Genomic DNA, 3,700 nt, shown 5'->3' on the forward strand with positions numbered 1-3,700 from the left:
GACAGATACTCAGTCAGTTAATCATATACTTTCCAGACCGAGTGGAGAACTATATCCGCTAGTTTTATCGAACGGAGTTTACACAAAATTATTGACAGACCCCAATATTTCTCCACCAAGTGAAATCAGATCACGCTGGTCCAATCCGAAATTCGGTTCTATCTCTACGCTAAATGCTAACTTTGAACCGAATGTATCATGGGCGGAAATGAAATTTTCCGTCTCCGCAGCCACTTTATATAGAGTTATGTTTTGATACGTAAGCTCCCATTCTACTCGCATCTTAAAGTCCTATTCCTTTCATTCAGAAATTTAATTGTTGTTAAAGCCTATCGGTATGTCTCAAGTAGGCTTACGGTTGAAAACACTCCTTGTCCACGAGAAGCTTCATGGATAAATTTCTCGAATCTTCCCAGTACGGAAACAAACCTCTCTTGATCTCCGTCGAACAGAGCTTTCAATGGTGTCCACTTGGTTCCCAATGCATGACCTTCGGTCAACCAACTTTCGATCATGCGCTGAGATTTACCTTGCCAGTAATATCTGCCGAGAGGTGCCCAATCCCATCCGGAAGAGGTACGACTATCTATCATCATAAGCCCGCAGATAAATTCGTAGAGCGTAAAGGCTTTTTCGTACTCCGTCTCTGTTGGCGTGTACCAATCAAGGAGGGGGTAAAGTTCCTCGTACATCCAATTACTTAATGGCGTATATTCATTTGCTCTAGGGCGAGGTACTAACTCCAATGAGTGCTCAAAAACACTGTAGGGGTGAACATCTGTAATAAGTGGACGTTGGTTTTCGTGAATATCGAATATTTTTGATTCAGTGAGAGTCAGTAGTGTTTCATAATCATCGGCAGCTACACTGGATACTCCTACAGCATACATACAGTACAGTGTCGGGAGGAGTTTTAGGTCAAGCAAAATTGTTTTTCCGCTACTTCGAGGTATGTCGACCAACCGAGAAAATGCTTGTCTGATTAACTTTCTATTTAACGCATCACCGTAACATGCTAGGGTAGAAAGCACGCCGGCGAGTGGTTTGATGTTTGAGACATAGCCCTTTAATTGCTCACTGAACTCTTGTACTACGTCCGCACTGTCGTTTGGCCTCGTCAGAATAAACTCCCGACACGAAATTGTATCTTGACGAACCATGTCCTGTAGCTCAATAGAAGCGTTTGTCGAAATCAGCTTTTTTACTTGGCCAACCTTTGAAATTTCTTTGCTTGTAAGTGGCTGAGTAGCACTGTTTGATTGCGTTTTGTCGGTATCGGATGGCTTCTCATTAGAAACTAAAGTACGTACGAAGGTATGGAGTGTCCGTGTAAGTAACTCCTCAAAGTCTTCAAGTGATGAGTATTCTCCAATCAGGCCCGCCTTCTTGAATAATTCCTTCTGTTGTAGGAGCTTCTGATATTGTGGCCAGTCGACCTTATTCGGCGCTACTTCTTTAGATGAAAAAAACAACGCTACTGGCTTTCCTTGCTGACGAAATTCCTCTATTTCCTCGAGCGTTCCAGATTCGGCGACTCCAGTATGAGTGCCCAGGCGAGTCCAGAAGGCACCGATGAGAATGTCACAATTACCGACCAGTTGCTTGTTAATGATTTGTTGAGGGTGATCGCCCAGTTCCGGCACAGAATGGGTTTCCCATTTTACCGGGAGCAGAACTACATTCTGCTCTGCCGAATGAGATGCATTCCACTCGTAGATTACCTTTGGGACTATAGCTCTTTCCTCGGTTACGTCACTTGGAGAAGCAACCAAGACCCGATACACAGTTGCCGTATATGCCATTCCGATAATGTCCTCCTAATTTTCTACGTGGTTGTTGTACAGCAAAGTAATCAGCCCTTCAGGGGCACTTAGCACTAAACCTGCTGCACTGTCGCAGAAATCTCCTCAACCAGCGTATCTGCGTCAGACCAAAATTGAACGAGCGAGTTGCGGTCTGCCATGTTGACTCGATATTCGAGAAGGCCGGCGATCTTGGACATCCAACCATCGACCTGCTGTGCTAGACCTTCAAAGGCCGTACCTTCGATTTTTACACGTAAATCCAGCAAAAGTTGTTCATAGTCTTTGAAAATCCGTCTCGCCTTGGAGGGATGCGAGTACGGATCCGTAGACCGCAAGTTCCTCCATATAATCTGTTGCCGCCTCAAATTTTGTTTGTTTTCACGTAACTCATCATTTGTATTCTGCTGGTCTTTGGCCTGCATCGTAGGCGCCAGCAGAGTTTGTACGAACCCGTGGAGTGTTCGGTTCACCAGTTCCTCATACTCTTCAAGGGTGGAATATTCACCAATCAATCCGGCTTGTTTAAATCTTCCTTTATACTCGGTGAGTTTCCGGTATTGATCCCAATCGACCCTATCAGGTTGAACTACCTGTGACGAAAAGAACAAGGCCACGGGTTTGCCCTGTTGAGCGAACTCTTGAATCTCTTCAAGTGTTCCGGAATCTGCAACCCCTGTATGAGTGCCGAGCCTTGTCCAGAAAGTGCCGATGAGGATATCACAGCTATGCACCAATTGCTTATTGATAATCGCTTGCGGCCTGCCTCCCATTTCCGGCACGGCATGCGTTTCCCACTTGACAGGTAAGAGTACAACGTTTGTGCTAACAGAATAGGATGCATTCCATTTGTAAATTAGTTCAGGGATAAGCTTTCTCTCCGCATCTACATCCCCAGGAGACGCAATCAGAATTCGGTAAACGATTGCATTGTATGCCACAATATTCCCCCATGATTCTCCTATAGATAAATCAATTGTATATTATAAGCAGATTGTAAAGCTAGGTTTGTCTAGTTCAGGGACTAATTCAACTACACAGCGTTACGACAAGAAGGGGGGAGCACATTTTCTATGCGACAAGTTCGTTTTCATGTTCATGGGGAGCCACGCTCATCTTTTGGTCGAAACCAGTGGAGGATAGCGCTAGAGAAAAACATATGTCTGTTAGGAGAGCCCACCTCTCAACCTACTGGTGTCGACATGAAGTTTCGTGTTTCTCGTTTGATGACCTCCGGGCCGGACGTGGATAATTTGGCTTATACGGTTTTAGCATCTCTGAGATCATGTCGCTGGTTTGGAGGTAGGCTGACAAACGTACAATTTTGGTCAGCATCACGTATTGTTCAACAGAGCCCAGGTGTTGATGTGACACTAACTGATGTTCCCAGCGCACGACCAGGAGATATAAGTAATGCTGTATTCCGGGGGATATATCGTGGAAGGGTGCCTAGTAACAGTGTGGACACAAACTTTGTGAATTGGGTACGTTCAACGGCGAAGAATTTCCCTACTGGGGTAAGTACCGCAAGGGTAGATGTTCGGTTTGGGAGCCAGACGTTGAATATTGGCGAAATACCAGACGGTCCCGTTAAACATATCTTGGATTGTCTACATCCGATTCTCGGTGGGAAAGAAGGCAGTCCCAATGATATGGGCATTGAACAAGTCACTGTCATGAAAGGGACTGACGACCTCGCCAATGATGAAATTGGGATTACAATTTGGGGTGGGAAAAACCTTATTTCGTAACGGTTGAGTTATACGGTTCTTGAGCACTCAGGTATACAGATAAGAACTGATATGAACGAGGCCGTCAACCGCCACTCGTTTTTTTCTTGTCAAGAGACCATGGAGTTAAATGCCTGGCCCGAAGGCAAGGTTCGTCGACGGTTGGCA

4 protein-coding genes are annotated in these 3,700 nt (G+C 45.3%); 2 read left to right on the forward strand and 2 right to left on the reverse strand.

The features are described from left to right. On the forward strand, positions 1-256 hold a 256-nt coding region (locus tag ACFSB2_RS15045), incomplete at its 5' end, for a hypothetical protein (RefSeq protein WP_377943910.1). 73 nt (positions 257-329) lie between these two features. Here ACFSB2_RS15045 and ACFSB2_RS15050 read toward each other — a convergent pair. Further along, the gene (locus tag ACFSB2_RS15050) at positions 330-1,802 is read right to left on the reverse strand and encodes a hypothetical protein (protein WP_377943911.1); all 1,473 of its coding nucleotides are present in this window, start codon (positions 1,800-1,802) and stop codon (positions 330-332) included. 74 nt (positions 1,803-1,876) lie between these two features. Continuing rightward, positions 1,877-2,743, reverse strand: coding sequence for a DUF4062 domain-containing protein (locus ACFSB2_RS15055; protein WP_377943912.1), 867 nt, complete (start codon positions 2,741-2,743; stop codon positions 1,877-1,879). A 618-nt stretch (positions 2,744-3,361) separates the two neighbouring features. Between ACFSB2_RS15055 and ACFSB2_RS15060 the strand changes: the two genes are divergently transcribed. Further along, a complete protein-coding gene (locus tag ACFSB2_RS15060) occupies positions 3,362-3,553 on the forward strand; it encodes a hypothetical protein (RefSeq protein ID WP_377943913.1) in 192 nt (63 codons plus the stop codon). The last annotated feature ends 147 nt before the right edge of the window (positions 3,554-3,700 follow it).

This window comes from Alicyclobacillus fodiniaquatilis (assembly GCF_042678105.1).
Taxonomy (GTDB): Bacteria; Bacillota; Bacilli; order Alicyclobacillales; family Alicyclobacillaceae; genus Alicyclobacillus; species Alicyclobacillus fodiniaquatilis.

Coding starts and splice junctions, on each gene's coding strand:
- ACFSB2_RS15050 (WP_377943911.1), bottom strand. CDS start 1,802: ATGGCATATACGGCAACTGTGTATCGGGTCTTGGTTGCTTCTCCAAGT.